Origin of the sequence: Blastochloris tepida (genome assembly GCF_003966715.1) — a bacterium.
Taxonomy (GTDB): Bacteria; Pseudomonadota; Alphaproteobacteria; order Rhizobiales; family Xanthobacteraceae; genus Blastochloris; species Blastochloris tepida.
Genome location: NZ_AP018907.1, coordinates 204171 through 225722 on the forward strand (window position 1 = coordinate 204171; position 21552 = coordinate 225722).

A 21552-nucleotide genomic window follows, 5' to 3' on the forward strand; every position below is an offset into this window, starting at 1 on the left:
GCGACGTGTGGGGGCGCGTGGAGGCAGCGTGTGGGTTCCCTTCCCCTCGCCGCTTCGCGGCTCGGCCGGGAACGACCGCGGCGTTTGGACCGCAGCGCTCATGAAGGATGGCCGGGAGCCACGGCCGGTCGTTCCCGGCGAGCGCACCTGCGGTGCGCGAGGGAAGGGAACCCAGAAGAAGGGAACCTAGTTGAAGGGAACCCAAGCGCCTCCTCCCGCCGATCCGGCGCGACCCGGCGCACGGAATGACCTGCGACCGGCCGGAACATGGCGCGCGACGCTTTATCCGCGCCGCCGGGCTTGCTAAGAGGGGCGCATGCAGCGCGCGCCCGTTCGTCTCCACGTCACGGCACGAATTCGCCGCCCGGCCTCCGGCCGGGCCTGACGGTCCGTCGGGGGTCGGGATCGCCGCCCGAAATCCGTCCCTTTGCTGCCCAAAGCACACCGCCATGACCAAGACTGACGCCGGCGCCTCCGACGCCAACACCGCTTCGACTGAAACCGGGTTCGACTATTCGCAGACCCTGTTCCTGCCGCAGACCGCGTTTCCGATGCGCGCCGGCCTGCCGCAGAAGGAGCCCGAGCTTCTGAAAGCCTGGGAGGAGGGCGACCTCTACGGCAAGCTGCGCCAGGCCGCGGCCGGCCGGCCGAAATTCGTGCTGCACGACGGCCCTCCCTACGCCAACGGCAACATCCACATCGGCCACGCGCTCAACAAGATCCTCAAGGACGTGGTGACCAAGTCCCAGCAGATGCTGGGCTTCGACTCCAACTACGTGCCGGGCTGGGACTGCCACGGCCTGCCGATCGAGTGGAAGATCGAGGAGCAGTACCGCGCCAAGGGCAAGAACAAGGACGCGGTGCCGGTGGTGGAGTTCCGCAAGGAGTGCCGCACCTTCGCCGAGCATTGGCTTGACGTGCAGCGGGGCGAGTTCAAGCGCCTCGGCGTGATCGGCGACTGGGACCACCCGTATTCGACCATGAGCTTCCCGGCCGAGGCCCAGATCGCCCGCGAGATCATGAAATTCGCCATGACCGGCCAGCTCTATCGCGGCTCCAAGCCGGTGATGTGGAGCGTGGTCGAGAAGACGGCGCTGGCCGAGGCCGAGGTCGAGTACGAGGACCACGCGAGCGATACGGTGTGGGTGAAGTTTCCGGTTGTGAGGAAGGCCTACTTCGGGCGCACTACTCCCACGCCCGAGGATATCCTGCCGCGAGAAGACTTGCGCGAAGCCCACGTCGTCATCTGGACGACCACGCCCTGGACCATCCCCGGCAACCGGGCGATCAGTTTCTCGTCGCGCATCGCCTACGGCCTCTATGAGGTGACCGAGGCGCCGGCCGACAATTGGGCCAAGGTTGGCGAAAAACTGATCCTGGCCGACAAGCTGGCGGAAGACGTGTTCAAGCAGGCGCGGGTCACCGCCTACGCTCGCCGGGCCGACATGCCGGCAGAGGTGCTGAAGGATCTCGTTTGTGCTCATCCGCTGCAGGGGGTAGGCGGCGGCTATTACTTCGACGTCCCCCTGCTCGACGGCGACCATGTCACCGACGATACCGGCACCGGCTTCGTCCACACCGCGCCGGGCCACGGCCGCGAGGACTTCGAGATCTGGATGGCGAACAAGCGCGCTCTCGAAGCGCGCGGCATCGAGTCCACCATCCCCTACACCGTTGAGGCCGACGGCACCTACACCAAGGAGGCACCGGGTTTTGTCGGCAAGCACGTAATCACCGCCAAGGGCGAGCAGGGCGACGCCAACAAGGCGGTGATCGCCGCGCTGACCGAGGCCGGCGCGCTGATCGCCCGCGGCAAGCTCAAGCACCAGTACCCGCACTCCTGGCGCTCCAAGAAGCCGGTGATCTTCCGAAACACCCCGCAATGGTTCATCGCGCTGGACAAGCCGGTCGAGACGCTCGACGGCGCCACACTTCGCGAGGTGGCGCTGCGCTCGATCGCCGAGACCCGCTGGGTGCCGGCGGCCGGCGAGAACCGCATCAATGGCATGATCGCCAACCGCCCCGATTGGGTGGTGTCGCGCCAGCGCGCCTGGGGCGTGCCGATCACCGTGTTCGTCAACCGCGAGACGGCTGAAATCCTCAAGGACGAGCGGGTGAATGCCCGCATCGCCGACGCCTTCGCCAAGGAGGGTGCGGACGCCTGGTTCGCCGATGCCGACGGGTCGCGCTTCCTCGCGCCCGACCACGATCCGAAAGACTGGGAGAAGGTCACCGACGTGCTCGATGTGTGGTTCGATTCCGGCTCGACCCACGCCTATACGCTCGAAGACCCGGTGCATTTCCCGGGCCTCGCCGGCATCCGGAGGAAGCGCGACGGCGGCACCGACACCGTGATGTATCTGGAGGGCTCCGACCAGCACCGCGGCTGGTTCCACTCCTCGCTCTTGGAAAGCTGCGGCACGCGCGGCCGCGCCCCCTATGACGTGGTGCTGACCCACGGCTTCGTGCTGGACGAAGAGGGGCGCAAGATGTCGAAGTCGCTCGGCAACACGGTGGCGCCGCAGGACGTCATCAAGGCGTCGGGCGCCGATATCCTCAGGCTCTGGGTGTGTGCGTCGGACTATTCCGACGATCTGCGCATCGGCCCGGAGATCCTCAAGACCACCGCCGACACCTATCGCAAGCTGCGCAACACGCTGCGCTGGATGCTGGGCTCGCTCGCCCATTTCCGCGACGAGGACCGGGTGGCCTTCGCCGACATGCCCGAGCTCGAGCGGCTGATGCTGCACGAGCTCGCCCTGCTCGATCCCGTGGTGCGGCAGGCCTATGCCGACTTCGACTACAAGAAGATCCACGCGGCGCTGACCGCGTTCATGACCTCGGATCTCTCGGCGTTCTATTTCGACGTGCGCAAGGACGCGCTCTATTGCGAGCCGATCTCGTCGGTGAAGCGCAAGGCGGCGCTCACCGTCATCGACCGGCTGTTCCACGCGCTGGTGACGTGGCTGGCGCCGGTGCTGTCCTTCACCGCCGAGGAGGCGTGGCTGGCGCGCTACGGGTCCGGCTCGGTGCATCTGGAGCTGTTCCCGGCCATCCCGGCCGAGTGGCGCGACGAGGCGCTGGCTTCGAAGTGGGAGCAGATCCGCCGCGTCCGCCGCGTCGTCACCGGCGCGCTGGAGATCGAGCGGGCGAACAAGCGCATCGGATCGAGCCTGGAGGCGGCGCCGGTGGTGTTCTTCACTGAGGACGCGTTGCGGGCGGTGATCGGAAGCGTCGATTTCGCCGAGGTGTGCATCACCTCCGGCCTCAAGCTTGAGGCCGGGACCGGTCCGGCCGAGGCCTTCCGCCTTGCCGAGGTCGAGGGCGTTTCGGTGGTGCCGGCCAAGGCGGAGGGGAAGAAGTGCGCCCGCTCCTGGCGCATCACTGCCGACGTCGGCGCCGACCCGGCGTTTCCGGACCTCTCCTTGCGCGACGCGCAGGCGATGCGAGAATGGAAAGCGGCGCATGGCTGAGATGGACCCCGCGACTGCGGAGACCGGGGCGCGGCGGCATGTCCGCCTCGGCCTGATCGCCCTTCTTCTCACCCTGGCGATCGATCAGGGCTTCAAGCTGTGGATGATCCACGGCTTCGACATCGCCGACCGCGGCATCGTCGCCGTCGGCCCCTATCTCGATCTGGTGATGGCCTGGAACAAGGGCATCTCCTACGGCCTGTTCCAGCAGGACGGCGAGACCGGCCGCTGGGTGCTGGTCGGCATCAAGGCGGTGGCGGCGGTGGTGTTCGGGGCGTGGCTGCTCCGGGCCGAGACCCGGCCGACCGCGATCGGGCTCGGGCTGATCATCGGCGGGGCGCTCGGCAACGCCATCGACCGGGTGGCGTGGGGGGCGGTGGCCGATTTCTTCTCGTTCCACGTCGGCACTTTCCGCTGGTACGTGTTCAATCTGGCCGACGCCGCCATCGTGCTTGGGGTTATCCTGCTGCTTTACGATGCGCTTTTCGGCCCTGCCGCAAAAAAGCCGGCATGAGGGACGAGTGAGGGAGTTCAGAGGAAGGGGAGTCGAGGGCCGTCCGGCCGTCGCCCGTTCCGGTCGAATTTCCACGCGATCCCGGCCGCCCTGCCGGCCGCCGCCCTGACCGCGTTTCGAAGGAGTGTCGCGATGAAGGCCCGTCTCGTGCGCCACGTTCTTCCCCTCGTCATGCTCGCCGCGGTGGCAGCGCCGCAGACCGTGCGGGCCGACGATGAGGAGCCCTCCTTCGAGCAGAAGATCATCAAGCAGATCCTCGGCGGCGTCGGACTGATCGAGGACAGGGCGCCGATCGACTATCGCGAACGGGCGCCGCTGGTGGTGCCGCCGACCGCCGAGGCGCTGCCGCCGCCGGCCTCCGAGGACGTCACCGCCGCCAATCCGGCCTGGCCGAAGGATCCGGACGTCGCCCGCGCCAAGGCCGCCGAGGCGGGTTCGGACAAGCCGGTCGTGCGGCTCGATGCCGGGCGCACGCTGGGCATCGACGAGATCCGCCGCGGCACCAGCAAGACCAAGCAGGCCAAGAGCGACCGGCCCGAGACGTCGAGCGACCGCTTCGAAGGCGCCAACGACCGTCTGTCGCCCACCCAGCTCGGCTTCAAGGGCTGGGGCTCGAAGAAGGAAGAGAAGATCGTCTTCACCGGCGAGCCCGAGCGCACGCGCCTCACCCAGCCGCCGCCGGGCCTGCAGACGCCCTCGCCCGACCAGCCCTATGGCGTGGTCGGCGACGACAAGCTCGACGACAACTGGCTGAACCGCATCTTCTCGCCGAGCAAGGTTGCCGAAGGCCGCGACACCGGCGGCAGCCGCACGGCGCGCGACAGCACGCGCTGAGCGCTCGCCGTCCTGAGAGGGCCGGATTTGCGATGGCCGGTCTTGCAGTAACCGGGTTTGCGATGGTCCGGCCTGCGAAAACCGGACCCCTGATGACCGGACTGTGATCGCACGCCGGGCGAGGCGGGCCGGACTTTGCCGCGGTTTCATGTGACAGTCTGGCCGAATCCCCGCCCCGGAGGGAGCCAGTCTTGCTGAAAGCCGCGATGCGAACACTTGCCGCCGCCGCCACCGCCGCCACCCTCGCCTGCCCTGCCCACGCGAAACCTGCCGAGGTCAAGCAGGGTCCCGATGTCTCCCATTTCACGCTGGCCAACGGGCTGGAGGTTGTGGTGATCCCCGACCACCGGGTGCCGGTGGTCACGCACATGATCTGGTACCGGGTGGGCGCGGCCGACGAGCAGCCCGGCAAGTCGGGCATCGCCCACTTCCTCGAACACCTGATGTTCAAGGGCACCAAGGCCAATCCGGCCGGCGTGTTCTCGGCCATCGTCGCCGAGGTCGGCGGCCAGGAGAACGCCTTCACCTCCAACGACTACACCAGCTACTTCCAGCGCGTGGCGCGCGACGAGCTGGAGACCATGATGCGGCTCGAGGCCGACCGCATGACCGGTCTCGAACTCACCGACGCGGTGGTGCTGCCCGAGCGCGACGTGGTGCTGGAGGAGCGCCGCATGCGCACCGACAACGACCCCGCCGCCCAGCTCGGCGAGGAGATGGCGGCGTCGATGTTCCGCAACCACCCCTATGGCGTGCCGGTGATCGGCTGGGAGCACGAGATCAAGGGGCTCGACCGCGACGACGCGCTGGCGTTCTACCGGCGCTTCTACACCCCCAACAACGCCATCCTGGTGGTGGCCGGCGACGTCACCGCCGACGAGGTGCGCACGCTGGCCGAGCGCACCTATGGCAAGATCGCGCCGCGCGCCGAGGTGACGCCGCGGGTGCGGCCGGCCGAGCCGCCGCCGCGCGCCGGCCGGCTGGTGACGCTGGCCGATCCGCGCGTCGCCCAGCCCTCCATCCAGCGCCAGTATCTGGTGCCGTCCTATTCGCGGGCGGCGCCGCGCGAGGCCGAGGCGCTCGACCTCTTGGCCCAGGTGCTGGGCGCCAGCCAGACCAGCCGCCTGCACCGCAAGCTGGTGGTGGAGAAGAAGCTCGCCACCTCGGCTTCGGCCTGGTACCACGGCTCGGCCTATGACGAGACGCGGTTCGGGGTGTGGGCGAGCCCGCGCCCCGACGTGTCGCTGGAAGACCTCGAGGCGGCGATCGACGCCGTGCTGGCCGAGGTGGTCGAGACCGGCATCTCCGAGGACGAGCTTGCCCGCGCCAAGACCCGCCTCGTCGCCGACACCGTCTATGCCCAGGACAGCCAGACCGCGCTCGCCCGCATCTATGGCGTGGCGCTCACCACCGGCTCGTCGATCGAGGATGTCCGCGCCTGGCCCGAGCGGGTGAAGGCCATCTCCGCGGCCGAGGTGCAGGCGGCGGCGCGCAAATGGCTCGACATGCGGCGGTCGGTGACCGGCCATCTGGTCAAGGCGCCGCCGGCCGGGGAGAAGCGCTCGTGACCGGTCTCCATGCGTTCGGGCGCCGGCTCGGCGTTCCGCTGCTTGCCGCAACATCTCTCACTCTGTCGCCGGTCACCTTGATGCCGCTCACCGCCACCACGCTCGCCCTGGTCTCCGAAGCCGATGCCGAAACCGCGACCCGCATCGAGCGGGTGGCGAGCCCCGGCGGCATCGAGGCGTGGCTGGTGCGCGAGCCGGCGGTGCCGCTGATCGCGCTGGAATTCGCCGTCACCGGCGGCTCGACCCAGGATGCGCCCGGCAAGGCCGGCACCGCCAATCTGGTGTCCGGCCTGCTCGACGAGGGGGCGGGCGATCTCGACAGCGCCGCCTTCCAGGACCGGCTCGAAGCCAAGGCGATCGAGCTGCGCTTCAGCGCCGGCCGCGACCATCTGAGCGGCAGCCTCAAGACGCTCGCCGAGAACCGCGACGAGGCGTTCGGCCTGTTGGCGCTGGCGCTGAACACGCCGCGCTTCGACGCCGAGCCGGTGGAGCGGGTGCGCCAGCAGGTGCTGGCCGGCATCCGCCGCAAGTCCACCAATCCCAACTCGCTGGCGTCGGAGGCGTGGTGGGCGGCGGCCTTTCCCGGCCACGTCTATGGCCGCCCGGTCGAGGGCACGGCCGAGACCGTCGCCGCGATCGGGCCGGAGGATCTGCGCGCCTTCGTCGGCCGGGTGCTGACTCGCGACACGCTGAAGATCGCCGTCGTCGGCGACATCGACGCCGCCACCCTGGCGCCGCTGCTCGACAAGGTGTTCGGCCCGCTGCCGGCCAAGGGCCAGCGGCTGGCCGTCGCCGAGGCCGCGCCGCAGGGGCTCGGCCAACGGCTGGTGATCGATGTCGACGTGCCGCAGACGGTGCTGACCTTCGGCTGGCCCGGCCTGAAGCGCAGCGATCCCGATTTCGTGCCGGCCTATGTGCTGAACCACATCCTGGGCGGCGGCACCTTCTCCTCGCGCTTCTACCGCGAGGTGCGCGAGAAGCGCGGGCTGGCCTATTCGGTCTACAGCTACCTGATGCCGCTCGACCATGCCGGGCTGATGATCGGCGGGGTGTCCACCCGCAACGACCGGGCCGCCGAATCGCTGTCGGTGATCGAGGCCGAGATCGCCCGCCTCGCCAAGGAGGGGCCGAGCGCCGACGAGCTGGACAAGGCCAAGAAGTACCTGATCGGCGCCTACGCGCTGCGCTTCGACACCTCCGGCAAGATCGCCGGCCAACTGCTGCAGATCCAGCTCGACGATCTCGGCATCGACTATATCCACCGCCGCAACGGTCTGGTGGCGGCGGTGACGATCGAGGATGTCCGGCGCGTCGCCGCCCGGCTGCTGAACGACAAGCTGCTGGTGACCGCGGCCGGCCGGCCGGTGGGGATCGGCGGCGCGGCCGGCGGCGGGCAGAGCGGCACCGGGCAGGGCGGCACCGGGCAGGGCGGCTGAGCGCTCCCCGCGCAGGCGGACCGGCTTGACCGGACCGGCTTGGCCCGATCGGCGCGGTGGAGAACCGGGGCGGCGAGGGGCCTGAACGTCGTTCCGGTCGAACGGCTGCCGCAAAGTGGCCCTAATCCACAGTCGAAACCATCCATGGTTTCCGGGTGATCGGCTCGGAGGAGCTGCCGGCTGGAGCTGCTCTTCTTCGCTCCGTCGCGAGAGCGCGCGCATGCGAGCGCGCGCCCGGCCGGGAGAGGGAAGGAAGAGCGGGTCGATCATCCGGACTGCGTATGAGGGGGCGTCGATGACGATGAGGGGTTGGCGGATCGCGGGCCGGCTCGGGCCGGCGGTGGCGGTTGCATTGGCGGTGGCCGGCTGCGGCACCACCGGACAGATCGGCGAGACGTCGGCGGGATCGGGGGGATCGGGGGGCGGCACCTCGTTCACCGACCGGGTCGGCCGGATGTTCGCGACCGGGGCGTCCTCGCCCGAGCCGGCGCCGGAGGAGACGGGCAAGATGACCCATTACGAGTGCCCGATGGTGACCGTCCGCACCGGCGCGGCCGCCTATCAGGTGTTCGCGAACACCCGCGATGCCGGCCAGCAGCTGCGCTATCAGGCGACGTTCGGCCAGACCGCGCGCGAATGCGCCGCGCTCGGCCAGATGATGACCATGAAGGTGGGCGTCGAGGGCCGGCTGCTCGCCGGGCAGGCCGGCGGCCCCGGCAAGGTCGACGTGCCGCTGCGCATCGCCGTGGTGCACGAGGGCACCACGCCCAAGACGGTGTGGACGCAGTTCTATCTGGTGCCGGCGCAGATGCCGGACGGACGCACGCAGTCGACCTTCCTGCACATCGAGGAAGACGTCAGTTTTCCGCTGCCGAAGGCGGACGATCTTGAAAACTACGTCGTCTATGTCGGGTTCGATCCCACCGGAAAGCCCGACAAGCCCGGGCGGAAGGCGAAGACATCCGGGCGCAGCGGTTGACGGCCGCGGCGGACCTTTCCGGGCTCCCGGCGCGAACGGGGCGTCGGCCGGCGGGGATGTGCGGGCCGGGCGCAATCGCCGCTTGCCCTGGCGCGCGTTCGGGTCTGAACTCCCGTCTGTGCCTGAAGCCGTGCCGCGCCTGAAGTCCTGCCGCGTCCGAAGTTTTGCCGCGTCCGAAGTCCTGTCCGAGGCCAAGCCCATGACCGATCAATCGACGACCGATCAGCCGTCCGACCGGCCGACCGACGCGCCTGCCGCCGAGCCCCGGCAACCGCTTCGGCAGACGCCGCTCCATGCCCGCCACGCCGCGCGCGGCGCCCGGTTCGTCGGCTTTGCCGGCTATGAGATGCCGGTGCAGTATCCCGCCGGCATCCTGGCCGAGCACGCCCACACCCGCACCAAGGCCGGCCTGTTCGACATCTCGCACATGGGGCAGGCGTTCCTGCTCGGCCCCGACCACGAGACGACGGCGCGGGCGCTGGAGGCGCTGGTGCCGGCCGACATTGTCGGCCTGAAGCCGGGGCGGCTGCGCTACACCCAGCTTCTCAACGACGAGGGCGGCATCCTCGACGATCTGATGGTCACCCGCTCCGACGAGCCGGGCGAGGACGGGGTGCTGATGCTGGTGGTCAACGCCGCCAACAAGGCCGCCGATTTCGACCGGATCGAGCGGCACCTGCCGGACGCCGTGCGGCTGATGCGGGCCGACCACCGGGCGCTGCTGGCGCTGCAGGGGCCGACCGCCGCCGAGGTGCTGGCGCGCCATCTGCCCGGCATCGCCGACATGGTGTTCCTGTCGGCGAAGAGCTTCCGCATCGGCCGCATCGAGGTGTTCGTCTCGCGCTCCGGCTACACTGGCGAGGACGGCTTCGAGCTGTCGGCGCGGGCCGACCGGGTGGTCGAGCTGTGGGACATCCTCTCGGCCGACCGCGACGTGATGCCGGCCGGGCTCGGCGCCCGCGATTCGCTGCGGCTCGAAGCCGGCCTGCCGCTCCATGGCCACGACATCGACGCCGCGACCACGCCGGTCGAGGCGGGGCTCGCCTGGTCGATCCCGCCGCGGCGGCGCGCCGAGGGCGGCTTCCCCGGTGCCGAGCGCATCCTCAAGGAGATCGCCGAGGGGCCGGCGCGGCTGCGGGTCGGCCTGTTGCCGGAGGACCGGGCGCCGGCCCGCGAGGGCGCCGAGATCGTCGATACCGAGGACCGGCCGGTCGGCACGGTGACCTCGGGCGGGTTCGGCCCCAGCGTCGGCGGGCCGGTGGCGATGGGCTACGTCAACCGCCGCTTCGCCGAGCCGGGAACGCCGGTGAAGCTGATGGTGCGGGGAAAACCCCTGGCCGCGCGGGTGGTGGCGCTGCCATTCGTGCCGCATCGCTATGTCCGGGGCGTATGATTGCTGCCGATTCCGGTGGAGCGCGCGAGGGCGTGTGCCGTTTCCGCGAGCATCACGAAGCTGAGAGATGAGGGGTCAGAATGCCGAACACGCGCTACACCAAAGAGCATGAATGGGTTCGCCTGGAGGGCGATGCCGCCGTCGTCGGAATCACCGACTACGCCCAGACCCAGCTCGGGGATGTGGTCTATGTCGAGCTCCCGGCCGTCGGCGCCACGCTGGAGAAGGGCGCGGAAGCGGCGGTGGTCGAGAGCGTGAAGGCGGCGAGCGAAGTCTATGCGCCGTTGGCCGGCGAGGTGGTCGCGGTCAATGACCGGCTGGTCGACGCGCCGGGCCTCGTCAATGAGGATGCCGAGGGGCGCGGCTGGTTCATCAAGCTCAAGCTCAACGACCCGGCCGCGCTCGAGACGCTGATGACAGCCGATCAATACAGATTGTACATAGAAACCGTCAGTTGAGATTCCTTGAGGCTCCCCCCGTCGGTGTCGCGAGCCGGAGCCACCGAAAGACAGGATAATGCGCTATCTGCCGCTGACGCCCGAGGACCGCGCCGAGATGATGGCGCGGGCCGGCATAGAGGGCGTCGATGAACTGTTCGCCGACGTGCCCCCCGGCAAGCTGCTCGGCGACCTGCCCGATCTGCCGCCCGCCAAATCCGAGATCGAGGTCGAACGGCTGATGGGGCGCCTCGCGGCGCGGAACGTCGCCGCCGGCGCGGTGCCGTTCTTCTGCGGCGCGGGCGCCTATCGCCACCACGTGCCGGCCAGCGTCGACCACCTGATTCAGCGCTCGGAATTCCTCACCAGCTACACGCCCTATCAGCCCGAGATCGCCCAGGGCACGCTGCACTATCTGTTCGAGTTTCAGACCCAGGTGGCGCTTCTCACCGGCATGGAGGTGGCCAACGCCTCGATGTATGACGGCTCGACCGCCGCCGCCGAGGCGGTGCTGATGGCCCACCGCATCACCCGCCGCCGGAAGGCGGTGCTGGCCGGCAACCTCCACCCGCACTATCGCGACACCATCGCCACGCTCTCGCGCATGGCCGGCGACGAGCTGGTGGTGGCGCCGCCCGCGCCGAGCGACGCCGAACGGCTCGCCGCGCTGATCGACGATGAGACCGCCTGCGTGGTGGTGCAGACGCCCGACGTGTTCGGCCACCTGCACGACCTCCACACCATCGCCGCGGCCGCCCACGCCAATGGCGTGCTGGTGATCGCGGTGGTGACGGAGGCGGTCTCGTTCGGCCTTGTTTCCCCGCCCGGCGCCATGGGCGCGGACATCGTGGTGGCCGAGGGCCAGTCGTTGGGCAACGGCCTCAATTTCGGCGGCCCCTATGTCGGGCTGTTCGCCACCCGCCAGAAGTTCGTGCGCCAGATGCCCGGCCGCCTCGCCGGCGAGACGGTGGATGCCGATGGCCGGCGCGGCTTCGTGCTGACGCTGTCGGCGCGCGAGCAGCACATCCGCCGCGAGAAGGCGACCTCCAACATCTGCACCAATTCCGGCCTGTGCGCGCTGGCCTTCACCATCCATTTGACGCTGCTGGGCGAGACCGGCCTGCGGCGCCTCGCCGAATTGAACCACGCGGGCGCGGTGGAATTGGCCGACCGGCTCGCCGCCATTCCCGGTGTCAGCGTGCTCAACCACACCTTCTTCAACGAGTTCACCGTGAAGCTGCCCAAGCCCGCCGCCGGCGTGGTGGAGGCGCTGGCCGCGCGCGGCGTGCTGGGCGGCGTGCCGTATTCGCGGCTCGATCCCGGCCATCCCGAGCTCGCCGATCTCCTGATCGTCGCGGCGACGGAGACCGCGACCGCCGAGGATCGCGCGGCGTTCGTCGCGGCGCTGACGGACTTGCTGGCCGGCGGGGAGGGCGCGTGATGCTGAACCGCCAGGGCCGCCCCACCGATATCGGCGAACCCACCGAAGCCATCCCGGAGACCTTCACCGGCAATCGCGCCCTCATCATCGAGGAGCCGCTGATCTTCGAAAGCGGCCGGCCGGAGGTGACGGGCGTCGATCTGCCGGAGGCGCCGAAGGTGGCCCACCGGCTGGGCGCGCTTGCGCGATCCGCCCCGATCGGCCTGCCCGGCCTCTCCGAGCCCGAGGCGATGCGCCATTATGTGCGGCTGTCGCAGAAGAATTTCGGCATCGATTCGGGCATGTTCCCGCTCGGCTCGTGCACGATGAAGCACAATCCGCGCCTGGGCGAGAAGATGGCGCGGCTTGCCGGCTTCGCCGACATCCATCCGCTGCAGCCGCTCTCGACCGTGCCCGGCGCGCTCGAGCTGATGGAGCGGCTGGCGCAGGCGCTGCTCGAACTCACCGGCATGCAGGCGGTGGCGCTGACGCCGAAGGCCGGCGCGCACGGCGAGTTGTGCGGCATGATGGCGATCAAGGCGGCGCTTGAGGCGCGCGGCGAGGGCCAGCGCAAGGTGGTGCTGGTGCCCAATTCGGCGCACGGCACCAACCCGGCCACCGCCGCGCTGCTCGGCTTCCAGGTGTCGCCGCTGGCGGCGCGCGACGACGGCACCGTCGATCCCGCCGAGGTCGTCGACCAGCTCACGCCGGACGTCGCGGCGATCATGCTCACCAACCCCAACACCTGCGGGCTGTTCGAGCGCGACGTGGTGCAGATCGCCGAGCTGATCCATCAGGCCGGCGGGCTGGTCTATGCCGACGGCGCCAATTTCAACGCCATCGTCGGCAAGGTGCGGCCGGGCGATCTCGGCGTCGACGCCATGCACATCAACCTGCACAAGACGTTCTCGACGCCGCACGGCGGCGGCGGGCCGGGGGCGGGGCCGGTGGTGCTGTCCGAAACGCTGGCGCCGTTCGCGCCGGTGCCGTTCCTGCGCCGCGACGGCGGGCGGCTCACGCTGGTCGAGCACGAATCGGGCGAGGGCGTTTCGCCGTTCGGCCGCATGTCGGCGTTCCACGGCCAGATGGGCATGTTCGTGCGCGCGCTCGCCTACATCCTGTCGCACGGCGCCGATGGCCTGAAGCAGGCGTCGGAGGATGCGGTGCTGAGCGCCAACTACATCAAGGCGTCGCTGGCCGACGTGATGTCGCTGCCCTTCCCCGACCGGCCGGCGATGCACGAGGTGCTGTTCGACGATTCCTGGCTGGAGGATACCGGCGTCACCACGCTCGACATCGCCAAGGTGCTGATCGACGAGGGCTTCCACCCGATGACGGTGTATTTCCCGCTCGTGGTGCACGGCGCCATGCTGATCGAGCCGACCGAGAGCGAATCGAAGGCGTCGCTCGATCTGTTCATCGCCACGCTGCGCGACATCGCGATGAGCGTGCGGCGTGGCGATACGGCGCGGTTTGCCGGCGCGCCGCACTTCGCGCCGCGCCGCCGTCTCGACGAGACCCGCGCCGCCCGCACGCCGGTGCTGCGCTGGACGAGGCCCGTGGTGGAGTAGGGCAGGGTCCACCATTGCAGGCACGTCGTCCCGGGCAAGCGGCTGAAAGCCGCGCGACCCGGGACCGTCTTCCGGAAGGGGGCCTATTTTCTGCGGACGGAAGGGGGCGTCATGTTCTGCGGACGATCCCGGGTTGGAACGGCGAACTGTGCTTTGATGGGTGCACCGGCTCGGGGTGGCCACCCCGAGCCGGTGCGGGCGGCACGCCGTATCCCGGGTGAGCCTTCGAGGCCGTCGCGAGCAGAAGCGGCCGTCCGTCCCAAGCCAACCCGAACAGTTGCACGGGGCTTTTGACCCCGCTTCCAAGCCTGGGATGCTTGTCATGCTGCCACACCCGACGCCGTTTGCCACCCACCTTGTGGGCATCGATGTCTCCAAGGACTGGCTCGACATCGCCTTCGACGACACCAAGGTCGAGCGCGTCGATAACACCCCCGCGGCTCTCCAGCGCTTGGCCAGGCGCCTGGTGAAGGCCGGGCTCACCACCGCCGGCCTGGAGCCGACCGGCGGCTATGAACGCCTGGCGGTCGCGGTGCTGCGCGAGGCCGGCCTCACCGTGCTGCAGGTCGACAGCTGGCGCTGCCGCCAGTTCGCCAAGGCCTGCGGCCAGCGCGCCAAGAGCGATCCGCTCGACGCCCGCATCATCCGCGCCTTCATGCTGCATCACCCCTGCCGGCCGTTCCCGGAGCCCTCGCAAGCGCAGAGCGACCTGACCGCCTGGGTGCGCGAAATCACCCGCGCCGAGGCCGACATCCGCCGCCTGGAGAACCGCAAGGCCCACCCCACCCTGGCGGCCATCACCGCCCGGCTCGATGCCGAAATCGCCGCCCTGCGCGAGACCGTCGCCGCGGCCGAACAGGCCATCGAGGCGTTGATCGCCGCCGACCCGGCGATGGACGCCAAGGCCAAGATCATCACCTCGGTGCCGGGGATCGCCAACAAGACGGCCCGCGTCCTGCTCGCAGAAGCTCCCGAACTCGGCCGGTTCACCCCCCGCCAAGCCGGTGCCATCGGCGGCTGCGCACCCTATCGCAACGACAGCGGCAAAGCGCGGCGGCCGGCCCATATCGAGGCCGGACGCCGCGCGCTCAAGCGCGCCTGCTATCTCGCCGCCTTCGCCGCCATCCACTGGAACCCGTGGGCCAAACAGCTCTACGCCGACCTCAAAGCCCGCGGAAAACCCGCCAAGGTCGCCCTCATCGCCATCGCCAGAAAGCTCCTGACCATCCTCAACGCAATGATTCGAGACAACAAACCCTGGCGAGACCCCAAAACCGCATGACAGTTGCTCGCTGCGCTCGCCCGGGATGACGAGGCCCAAGGTGTTGTTGCAAGCGCCCAACAAAAAAGGCCGCTCGCGCGGCCTTTCTCAATCGCAATTCGTAAGCCGGCTCAGTTCAGCCGGGCCTTGACGGCGTCGAGGCCGCTGCCGAGCAGATCCTCGGCGACCTTGCCCTTCACCTCGCGCACCAGCAGGTGCTCGGCGGCCTTGGCGGCAGCCTCGGCGGCGGCGGCGCGCACCTCCTCCATGGCCTGGGCCTCGGCCTGGGCGATCTTGGATTCGGCGAGCTTGGTACGGCGGGCGACGAACTCCTCGACCTTGGCCTTGCCTTCGGCCGCGATGCGCTCGGCCTCCTGGCGGGCGAAGGCGATGATGGCGTCAGCCTCGGCGTGGGCCTCTTCCTCGCGCCGCTTGTAGTCGGCCAGCACCTTGGCGGCCTCCTCGCGCAGGCGGCTCGCCTCGGCGATCTCGGTGCTGATCCGCGCTGCGCGCGAATCGAGCGAGGCGACCATCAGCGTGTGCACCTTGAAGTAGCCAAGGATGCCCAGGAAGATGAAGAAGGCGACGCCGACCCAGAATTCAGGCGACTCGATCATGCCCGTCCTCCCCGCGTCGCGTCGGCCACCGCAGTGCGGACGGCGTCGGACGACGGCGTCTTGCCGATCAGCTTCTCGACGATGGCTGATGCCGCCTCACCGGCGATCGCCTCGACATTGGCCATCGCCTTGGCCTTGGTGTCGGCGATCGTGGTCTCGGCGGCGGCGAGCTTCTCGGCGAGCTGGGCCTCGATGGCCTTGCGGCGCTCGTCGGCCTCGGCGTTGAGCTTGTCGCGAGTCGCCCCGGCAATGGCGTGCGCCTTGCCGCGGGCTTCGGCCAGCGCCTTCTCGTAGGCGGCGACGGCGGCCTCGCTGTCGCGCTTGAACTGCTCGGCCTCGGCGATGGCGCCGTCGATGTGGCCGCGCCGCTCCTCGAGGATCGAGCCGATGCGCGGCAGCGCCACCTTGGCCATCATCACATAGAGCAGGATGAAGGTGATCCCGAGCCAGGTGAGCTGGGAGGGGAATGTCTCCTTGTTGAACGGAGGAAACACGCCCTTGTGCCCGCCCGGCACCTCGGTATGCGCAGTGGTTTCAGCCATCGGCCGACTCCCCGATCACGGCGTCACGCGAAAGCGTCGCGACGTGCTGGTTCTCCAAAGGGTTTCCGGCCGCCCCCTGCGGGGTGCCGGAAACGGCCTCGCCGAAAATCCGCGACGGAGATGGGATTTCCGGCAACCGGACTACGGTTCTCCGGCCGGACCGGCCGGACTCCGTATCAGAGGGCGAACAGCAGCAGCAGCGCGATCAGCAGCGAGAAGATGCCGAGCGCTTCGGTCACGGCGAAGCCGAAAATCAGGTTGCCGAACTGGCCCTGCGCGGCCGACGGATTGCGCAGCGCGGCAGCGAGATACTGACCGAAGATGGTGCCGACGCCGACGCCGGCGCCACCCATGCCGATGCAAGCGATACCAGCGCCGATGTACTTCGCGGCGATCGGGTCCATAACGCAGCTCCTTCTTGAGGTTGAACCGGCGCCTCAGTGGCCCGGGTGGATCGCATCGTTGAGATAGATGCAGGTGAGGATGGTGAAGACGTAGGCCTGGAGGAACGCCACCAGGAATTCCAGCGCGGTCAGCGCCACCACCAGCGCCAGCGGCAGCGCGGCGCCGAGCCAGCCGGCCACGCCGAAGCCGCTGAGCATGACGATGAAGCCGGCGAACACCTTCAAGGTGATGTGGCCGGCCAGCATGTTGGCGAACAGACGGACGCTGTGGGAGACCGGGCGCGACAGGAACGACATCACCTCGATCAGCACGATCAGCGGCAGGATGTAGATCGGCACGCCGCTCGGCACGAACAGCTTGAAGAACTTGAAGCCGTTCTTCCAGAAGCCGTAGACCAGCACGGTGGCGAACACCAGGAGCGCCAGCGCCGCGGTGATGATGATGTGGCTCGTCACCGTGAAGGCACCGGGAATCATGCCGATGAGGTTGGCGACGAGGATGAAGGTGAACAGCGAGAACACCAGCGGGAAGAAGCGCATGCCCTCCCGGCCCGCGGTCGATTGTATGGTGTTCGCGACGAATTCGTAGCTCAGCTCGGCCACCGATTGCAGCCGGCCCGGCACCACTGCGCGCGACGTCGTCGACAGCAGCAGGAAGCCGACGATGATCACCGTGGTGGCGATCATGAACGCCGCCGAGTTGGTGATGCTCATATCGGCGGGGCCGATATTGGCGAGGGGAACGAGAGTTTTGATCTCGAACTGGTGGATCGGATCGGCCATCGCCCGCCCCGGCTCCTCATTGCGGGCTCAGCGCCCGGTCCACACTACCGGTCCGGCGCGCCCGGACCCGATCCGCTCTCCTTCGCCGCCGCGCGCATCACGTTGAGCACGCCGGCCGCGAAGCCGAGCATTAAGAAAACGATCATCCCCCACGGCGTGATGCCGAGGACACGATCAAGCAGCCACCCGAGACCGCCGCCGACCAGCACGCCGCCGACGAACTCGCTCGACAGGCGGGCCGCCCGGGCGTACCCGGACCCGGCCGATTGCGGACTTGGTTCCCCGGTCGCCTGCCCGGATTTCTCCTTGCCCTGCAGCAAGTCGATCTTCCGGCCCAGCCGTTCCAGGCGCGCCGCGAGCTCGGCCTCGCTCGGCCGTTTCCCGGCGCCGTCGCGTCCGTCGCTCGTGCCGCCATTGGTCATAGCCTGGCACCGCTCCCGACTCGACGTTTCGCGGATGGGTTTGAGAGACGCTCCGGCCGCCAACTCCCGCGCCCGGACCACACGACTTCTGCCGCGCCGAAAATGGCGGGCTCCACCCCTGAAAGTCGGCGCGGACCATAGTGACGGCCCGGAACCGTGTCAAGAAACGAGCCAACAGAAGAAGTGTTTGAAACGAAAGTCGGAACAAGCGCGGAACAGGATTCTGCCGGTATTGCGCGGCAGGTTTTTCCGCGCCGCGCGACAAGGCTGTGGACGACTCGGCCGACCGGGCCAAGATGGCGGTAAGAAGGTCCTCTCATGCGGTTTCCGGTCGATCCCTTCGGGATACCGGAAACGGTCTCGCCGAAGAATTCTTGATCAGATGAGGATTCTTCGGCGAACGGCATGCGGTTTCCGGCCTTGCAGGCCGCAAACCGCATCACGCCACGTTCCGGTAGCTCTGGGCCTCTTCCAGATCGACCGCGACGAGCTGGGAGACGCCGCGCTCGGCCATGGTGACGCCGTAGAGCCGGTTCATCCGCGCCATGGTGATCGGGTTGTGGGTGATCACCAGGAATCGCGTGTCGGTCGAGCAGGCCATCTCCTCCAAGAGGTTGCAGAAGCGGTCGACATTGTGGTCGTCGAGCGGGGCATCGACCTCGTCCAGCACGCAGATCGGCGCCGGATTGGTGAGGAACACCGCGAAGATCAGCGCCATGGCGGTCAGCGCCTGCTCGCCGCCCGAGAGCAGCGACAGCGATTGCGGCTTCTTGCCCGGCGGCTTGGCGAGAATCTCCAGGCCCGCCTCCAGCGGATCGTCCGAATCGGTGAGCTGCAGTTCCGCCACGCCGCCGCCGAACAGCTTCTCGAACAGGGTGCGGAAATGGCCGTCGACGGTGGTGAACGAGGCGGCCAGCCGCTCGCGCGCCTCGCGGTTGAGATTGGCGATGCCGGTGCGCAGGCGGCGAATCGCCTCGATCAGGTCGTCGCGCTCGCTCGTCAGGCCGTCGTGCTGGGTCTGGACCTCGGTCAGTTCCTCGTCGGCGCGCAGATTGACCGCGCCCAGCCGCTCGCGGTCGCGCCGGGCGCGCTCAAGCTCGGCCTCGAGCTCGGCGGGATCGGGCAGCGGCTTGCCGGGCTTGAAGTCGGCGTGCTTCACCGCGTCCTCGGGCGCGCAGTCGAGCGTCTCGGCGATCTCGCGGATCGCCGTCTCCAGCCGCTCGCGGCCCTGGGAGAGGCGCTCCTGGGTGCGCACCGCGTCCTCGCGCGCGGCGCTCATCTCGGTCAGCGCGGTGCGGGCGCGCCTGTCGGCGTCGGCCAGCGCGGCCTCGGCCTCGGCCAGCCGGTCGGCGGCCTCGCGCCGGGTGGCCTCGGCGGTGGCGATCTCGCTCATCAGCGCCCGGCGCTGCTCGGCGAATCGCGAGGGCAGGTCGTCGAACTCGGCGCGCTCGGCGGCGGTCTCGTCGCGCCGCGCCTCGATGTCGGCGATGCGGGCGCCGGCGCCGGCCGAGCGATCGATCCACTGCCGCCGCTCCTCGGCGATCGCCTTGAGGCGGCGGGCGGCGGCGTCGCGTTCGCGCTCGATGGTCTGCACCTCGGCGCGGATCTCGGCGAGCTGGGCGCGGTCCAGAGCGAGCCGGGTCTTGGCCTCGTCGAGCGCGCGGTCGAGCTCGGGGGCGGCGGCGAGACCGGCTTCGGCCGCTTCCGCCTCGGCGAGGCTGGCGGCGGCCTCCTCGCGGCTGTCGCCAAGGCGCGCCTTGGCCTCGGCGAGGGCGGACAGGCGCTGGGCGCGCTCGGCGGTGCGCCGCTCGGCTGTGGCCAGCGCCTCGCGGGCCGCGTCGAGCTGGCGGCGGGCGGTGCGCACGCCCTCGCGCGCCGCGGTCTCGGCGCTGGCGGCGGCGCGCAGCCGGGTCTCGGCCTCGTCGAGCACGCTCTTCAGCCGGGCGGCCTCGCGCCGCGCCTCGTCCAGCGTCTCGGTGAGGTCGCCGAGCCGGTTCTTCTCGGCCAGCCGCCGGGCGGCGGCGGTCGGGGCGTGGGCGGCGGCGACGAAGCCGTCCCAGCGCCACAGATCGCCTTCCGGTGACACCAGCCGCTGGCCGGGCTTGAGCCTGTCGCGCAGCGCCGGGCCGTCGGCGCGGGCGACCACGCCGATCTGGGCGAGGCGCCGGGCCAGCGCCTCGGGCCCCTGCACGAAACGGCTCAGCGGCTCGACGCCTTCGGGTAGCGCCGGGTCGGCGGGGTCGAGCGCGGCGCCGCCCCAATGCACCGGCGCGCTGGGCTCGGCGGGAACTTCGAGGTCGTCGCCAAGCGCCGCGCCGAGCGCGGTCTCGTAGCCCTTGGCGACCACCAGCTGCTCCAGCACCGGCGGCCACAGATCGCCGGTGGTGGGGGCGAGCAGCTTGGTCAGCGTGCGCACCTCGGCATCGAGGCGCTGGGCCCTGGTCTCGGCGTCGCGCTGCGGCTTCCTGGCGGCCTCGATCGCCTCGCGGGCCGCTTCGTGCGCGGCCTCCGCGTCGATGGCGCGCTCCTCGGCATAGGCGAGCGACTCCTGGGCCTCCATCATGGCTTCGCGCCGCGCTTCCAGGTCGTCGTCGACGCCGGCATCCGCCAGCCGGGCGAGGTCGGCCTCGACGCCGGCCATCTGGCTATCGAGGCGGCTCAGCCGTTCGCGATGCTCGCGCACCGCACGCTGGGCCTGGGCGCGCTGGGCGGCGAGGTCGGCGGCGGCCGCGGTCGCCTCGGCGAAGCGCTTCTCGCTCTCGGCCAGCGCGCTCTCGGCGGCGGCAAGGCGCGGGCCGGCGGACAGGGCGGCCTCCTCCTGGCGGGCGCGTTCGGCCGCAACCTCCGCCTCCTCGGCGTCGAGCCGCGCCAGCACGGACTGCGCATCGGTGGCCAGCGTCTTCTCGCGGGCAATATCGTGGGCGAGCTGGGCAAGCTGGCGGTCGAGCTCGTCGCGGCGCTGGGCGGCGCGCTGCTCCTCGCGCTCCAGCGCGTCGCGCGCCGCCGACAGGCGGGCCAGCGCCGCGCCGGCCTTGGCCTCGGTGTCGCGCAGCGGCGGCAGGGCGTGGGCCGCGACCGCCTGATCGCGGGCGGCCTCGGCCTGCAGCCGGGTCTTCTCGGCGACGTCCCGCTCGCCCTCGCGCAGCGCCGTCTCGGCAGCGGCGAGCAGCTTGTTCGCCTCGCTCCAGCGCAGGTGCAGAAGGCCGGCTTCCGCCTTGCGGATCTCGGCCGACAGCGCGCGGTAGCGCACCGACTGGCGGGCCTGGCGCTTCAGCGCATCGATCTGGCCTCCGATCTGGCCGATCACGTCGTCGAGCCGGGTGAGGTTGGTCTCGGCGGCCTTGAGGCGGATCTCGGCCTCGTGGCGGCGGGCGTGCAGGCCGGCGACGCCGGCCGCTTCCTCCAGGATGCGGCGGCGCGCCGACGGCTTGGCGTTGATGATCTCGGCGATCTGGCCCTGGCGCACCAGCGCCGGCGAGCGTGAGCCGGAGGAGGCGTCGGCGAACAGCAGCGTCACGTCGCGGGCGCGGGCCTCGCGGCCATTGATGCGGTAGGCCGAGCCGGCGTCGCGCTCGATGCGGCGCGACACCTCGATGGTCTCGTGCTCGTTGAAGGCGGCGGGCGCGGTGCGCGAGGAATTGTCGACCGACAGCACCACCTCGGCGGCGTTGCGCGCCGGCCGGTTGTTGGTGCCGGAGAAGATGACGGCTTCCATGTCGTTGGCGCGCATCGCCTTGTGGGACGATTCGCCCATCACCCAGCGCAGCGCCTCGACCAGATTGGACTTGCCGCAGCCATTGGGGCCGACCACCCCGGTCAGCCCCGGCTCGATCGGCACGTCGGTCGGCTCGACGAAAGTCTTGAAGCCGATCAGCCGCAACCGCGTGAATTTCATGCA

The 21552-nt window shown here is 70.0% G+C and carries 17 protein-coding genes; 11 read left to right on the top strand and 6 right to left on the bottom strand.

Annotation, left to right across the window (positions count from 1 at the left end; genetic code table 11):
* Positions 1 to 449: 449 nt before the first annotated feature.
* From ileS to BLTE_RS00910, 11 genes are all read left to right on the top strand, one after another.
* Entirely contained in the window at positions 450 to 3473 is a 3024-nt protein-coding gene (gene ileS, locus BLTE_RS00860) for an isoleucine--tRNA ligase (RefSeq protein ID WP_126396722.1), read from the top strand.
* Entirely contained in the window at positions 3466 to 3987 is a 522-nt protein-coding gene (gene lspA, locus BLTE_RS00865; RefSeq protein WP_244600064.1) for a signal peptidase II, read from the top strand. The genes ileS and lspA overlap by 8 nt, the downstream gene beginning before the upstream one ends.
* Positions 3988 to 4119: 132 nt before the next feature.
* Positions 4120 to 4821, top strand: a complete 702-nt coding sequence (locus BLTE_RS00870; protein WP_126396724.1) for a hypothetical protein — start codon at positions 4120 to 4122, stop codon at positions 4819 to 4821.
* A gap of 206 nt (positions 4822 to 5027) precedes the next feature.
* The gene (locus BLTE_RS00875; RefSeq protein WP_126401977.1) at positions 5028 to 6389 is read left to right on the top strand and encodes a M16 family metallopeptidase; all 1362 of its coding nucleotides are present in this window, start codon (positions 5028 to 5030) and stop codon (positions 6387 to 6389) included.
* Positions 6386 to 7825: a M16 family metallopeptidase gene (locus BLTE_RS00880; RefSeq protein WP_244600066.1), complete on the top strand. Its 1440-nt coding sequence runs from the start codon at positions 6386 to 6388 to the stop codon at positions 7823 to 7825. The genes BLTE_RS00875 and BLTE_RS00880 overlap by 4 nt, the downstream gene beginning before the upstream one ends.
* Positions 7826 to 8120: 295 nt before the next feature.
* The gene (locus BLTE_RS00885; protein WP_126396728.1) at positions 8121 to 8804 is read left to right on the top strand and encodes a hypothetical protein; all 684 of its coding nucleotides are present in this window, start codon (positions 8121 to 8123) and stop codon (positions 8802 to 8804) included.
* Positions 8805 to 9003: 199 nt separating this feature from the next.
* Positions 9004 to 10197, top strand: a complete 1194-nt coding sequence (gene gcvT, locus BLTE_RS00890) for a glycine cleavage system aminomethyltransferase GcvT (RefSeq protein ID WP_126396730.1) — start codon at positions 9004 to 9006, stop codon at positions 10195 to 10197.
* Positions 10198 to 10277: 80 nt separating this feature from the next.
* Positions 10278 to 10655 (top strand): glycine cleavage system protein GcvH, encoded by a 378-nt coding sequence (gcvH, locus tag BLTE_RS00895; protein WP_126396732.1) that lies wholly within the window; start codon positions 10278 to 10280, stop codon positions 10653 to 10655.
* 58 nt (positions 10656 to 10713) lie between these two features.
* The gene (gcvPA, locus tag BLTE_RS00900) at positions 10714 to 12075 is read left to right on the top strand and encodes an aminomethyl-transferring glycine dehydrogenase subunit GcvPA (protein WP_126396734.1); all 1362 of its coding nucleotides are present in this window, start codon (positions 10714 to 10716) and stop codon (positions 12073 to 12075) included.
* Complete coding sequence (gene gcvPB / locus BLTE_RS00905; protein WP_126396736.1) at positions 12075 to 13625, top strand: aminomethyl-transferring glycine dehydrogenase subunit GcvPB; 1551 nt, start codon at positions 12075 to 12077, stop codon at positions 13623 to 13625. The genes gcvPA and gcvPB overlap by 1 nt, the downstream gene beginning before the upstream one ends.
* 313 nt (positions 13626 to 13938) lie before the next feature.
* Positions 13939 to 14907 (top strand): IS110 family RNA-guided transposase, encoded by a 969-nt coding sequence (locus BLTE_RS00910; protein ID WP_126396738.1) that lies wholly within the window; start codon positions 13939 to 13941, stop codon positions 14905 to 14907.
* A gap of 110 nt (positions 14908 to 15017) precedes the next feature.
* On the opposite strand, the gene BLTE_RS00915 is transcribed toward BLTE_RS00910, so the two are convergent.
* From BLTE_RS00915 to BLTE_RS00940, 6 genes are all read right to left on the bottom strand, one after another.
* Complete coding sequence (locus BLTE_RS00915; RefSeq protein WP_126396740.1) at positions 15018 to 15503, bottom strand: F0F1 ATP synthase subunit B family protein; 486 nt, start codon at positions 15501 to 15503, stop codon at positions 15018 to 15020.
* Positions 15500 to 16045 (bottom strand): F0F1 ATP synthase subunit B, encoded by a 546-nt coding sequence (locus BLTE_RS00920; RefSeq protein WP_126396742.1) that lies wholly within the window; start codon positions 16043 to 16045, stop codon positions 15500 to 15502. The genes BLTE_RS00915 and BLTE_RS00920 overlap by 4 nt, the downstream gene beginning before the upstream one ends.
* Positions 16046 to 16221: 176 nt before the next feature.
* Positions 16222 to 16449: a F0F1 ATP synthase subunit C gene (locus tag BLTE_RS00925; RefSeq protein WP_055038050.1), complete on the bottom strand. Its 228-nt coding sequence runs from the start codon at positions 16447 to 16449 to the stop codon at positions 16222 to 16224.
* A 33-nt stretch (positions 16450 to 16482) separates the two neighbouring features.
* Entirely contained in the window at positions 16483 to 17232 is a 750-nt protein-coding gene (locus tag BLTE_RS00930) for a F0F1 ATP synthase subunit A (RefSeq protein ID WP_126396744.1), read from the bottom strand.
* Positions 17233 to 17276: 44 nt separating this feature from the next.
* Complete coding sequence (locus tag BLTE_RS00935) at positions 17277 to 17654, bottom strand: AtpZ/AtpI family protein (protein WP_126396746.1); 378 nt, start codon at positions 17652 to 17654, stop codon at positions 17277 to 17279.
* 439 nt (positions 17655 to 18093) lie between these two features.
* On the bottom strand, positions 18094 to 21549 hold the full coding sequence (locus tag BLTE_RS00940; RefSeq protein ID WP_126396748.1) for a chromosome segregation SMC family protein: 3456 nt from the start codon (positions 21547 to 21549) through the stop codon (positions 18094 to 18096).
* Between the last annotated feature and the right edge of the window lie 3 nt (positions 21550 to 21552).

Coding starts and splice junctions, on each gene's coding strand:
- ileS (WP_126396722.1), top strand. CDS start 450: ATGACCAAGACTGACGCCGGCGCCTCCGACGCCAACACCGCTTCGACT.
- lspA (WP_244600064.1), top strand. CDS start 3,466: ATGGCTGAGATGGACCCCGCGACTGCGGAGACCGGGGCGCGGCGGCAT.
- BLTE_RS00870 (WP_126396724.1), top strand. CDS start 4,120: ATGAAGGCCCGTCTCGTGCGCCACGTTCTTCCCCTCGTCATGCTCGCC.
- BLTE_RS00875 (WP_126401977.1), top strand. CDS start 5,028: ATGCGAACACTTGCCGCCGCCGCCACCGCCGCCACCCTCGCCTGCCCT.
- BLTE_RS00885 (WP_126396728.1), top strand. CDS start 8,121: ATGACGATGAGGGGTTGGCGGATCGCGGGCCGGCTCGGGCCGGCGGTG.
- gcvT (WP_126396730.1), top strand. CDS start 9,004: ATGACCGATCAATCGACGACCGATCAGCCGTCCGACCGGCCGACCGAC.
- gcvH (WP_126396732.1), top strand. CDS start 10,278: ATGCCGAACACGCGCTACACCAAAGAGCATGAATGGGTTCGCCTGGAG.
- gcvPA (WP_126396734.1), top strand. CDS start 10,714: ATGCGCTATCTGCCGCTGACGCCCGAGGACCGCGCCGAGATGATGGCG.
- gcvPB (WP_126396736.1), top strand. CDS start 12,075: ATGCTGAACCGCCAGGGCCGCCCCACCGATATCGGCGAACCCACCGAA.
- BLTE_RS00910 (WP_126396738.1), top strand. CDS start 13,939: ATGCTTGTCATGCTGCCACACCCGACGCCGTTTGCCACCCACCTTGTG.
- BLTE_RS00915 (WP_126396740.1), bottom strand. CDS start 15,503: ATGATCGAGTCGCCTGAATTCTGGGTCGGCGTCGCCTTCTTCATCTTC.
- BLTE_RS00920 (WP_126396742.1), bottom strand. CDS start 16,045: ATGGCTGAAACCACTGCGCATACCGAGGTGCCGGGCGGGCACAAGGGC.
- BLTE_RS00925 (WP_055038050.1), bottom strand. CDS start 16,449: ATGGACCCGATCGCCGCGAAGTACATCGGCGCTGGTATCGCTTGCATC.
- BLTE_RS00930 (WP_126396744.1), bottom strand. CDS start 17,232: ATGGCCGATCCGATCCACCAGTTCGAGATCAAAACTCTCGTTCCCCTC.
- BLTE_RS00935 (WP_126396746.1), bottom strand. CDS start 17,654: ATGACCAATGGCGGCACGAGCGACGGACGCGACGGCGCCGGGAAACGG.
- BLTE_RS00940 (WP_126396748.1), bottom strand. CDS start 21,549: ATGAAATTCACGCGGTTGCGGCTGATCGGCTTCAAGACTTTCGTCGAG.